The organism is Flavobacterium micromati, from assembly GCF_900129585.1.
Taxonomy (GTDB): Bacteria; Bacteroidota; Bacteroidia; order Flavobacteriales; family Flavobacteriaceae; genus Flavobacterium; species Flavobacterium micromati.
In genome coordinates, this window is the sequence record NZ_FQWF01000036.1 from 1 (window position 1) to 1,213 (window position 1,213).

The following is a 1,213-nucleotide window of genomic DNA, read 5'->3' on the forward strand; positions in this document are numbered from 1 at the left end:
TTAAGTACATGACAAAAAACTGAACATATTGTTTTCTAATGAATTAAATCCCGTTAAAAGGAATTTGGATAAATAATCTAATCCATATTTGAATACGCTTACAGCTCTTCTACCATGTTTTTTTATTTTTATTTTTTGGATATTTTCGTCCAAATAGTCTCCGACTTTATAGCACCACACAAAAGCAATCATTGTTAAAGAGAAAAGTTTTTCTAATCTTTCTAAATCAGTCACATGAGTATCTTCTATGTTAAAACCACTACTTTTTAATCCTCTAAAAAGGGTTTCAATTTGCCATCTTTCTTTATAATAAATCATTGCTTGTTCTGGTTTATTGAATGAAACAATAATTAAAAATTCCATTTTTCCATTTCTATTAATTGTTTTACTTCCAGAGAGATAGCATCTTTGTCCATGTAATTCTACAATTTTCGGATAATGATAAAACTCACCTATATTCAAATTATTGAACAACCAAAAAGCCTTAATCTCTTCTTGCTTTTGATAGGAATAAATTTTGAAATTATTCCTGATTCTGATATAGTACCTAATATTGTTTTGGTTCAAAAATTCTAACCATTTCTCACCAACAAACTCTCTATCTGCCAAAATACAATCGATACTTTCTTTTCCAAACAATTCAATGTAAAGTTTAATTAAAGTAATCCGCTCTTGTGTGTCAGAGTTACCTCTTTTATCCAACATTTTAAACATCAATGGAAAAGCAACATTTTTATAGCTAACTCCCAACATCAGAATGTTAATGTTTTTGGTTCCGAATTTCCAATTGGTTCTATCTAATACCAATATCAAATTAGATTTAGATGGTAATAAATTGAATATTAATGAACTAACTATTTTCATGGGAAATTCAAATTCCTTCATGAATCTTTGTATTCTTCTATAAGAGCTATTTTTATTAGCTTTTGTGTCAAATCCCGAGGCCAACCTGTCATAATTAATTGTCTTTATTTTGCACAGAGCTACTATAAATAAACAAATAAGCTTGACCCGTGCCAAGTTGTATTCTCCATTGAAATGACCTTGTATAAACGAAATAAGCGGAGTATCTTTACCCTCAAGACTGGTGTTTTTCATTATAAAAATTATGTGGTAATAATCTTATAATTTACAAAACATCGGTCTTTTTTCCTAATATAATGTCGTTTATTTTACTGGTAATCAGTAAAATATATTTTTGTCATGTACTAAA

At 28.3% G+C, this 1,213-nt stretch carries 1 protein-coding gene; it reads right to left on the reverse strand.

The annotated features are described in order from the left end of the window. A complete protein-coding gene (locus BUB42_RS16040) occupies positions 1-1,098 on the reverse strand; it encodes an IS4 family transposase (RefSeq protein ID WP_073022175.1) in 1,098 nt (365 codons plus the stop codon). Positions 1,099-1,213 lie beyond the last annotated feature (115 nt).

Coding starts and splice junctions, on each gene's coding strand:
- BUB42_RS16040 (WP_073022175.1), bottom strand. CDS start 1,098: ATGAAAAACACCAGTCTTGAGGGTAAAGATACTCCGCTTATTTCGTTT.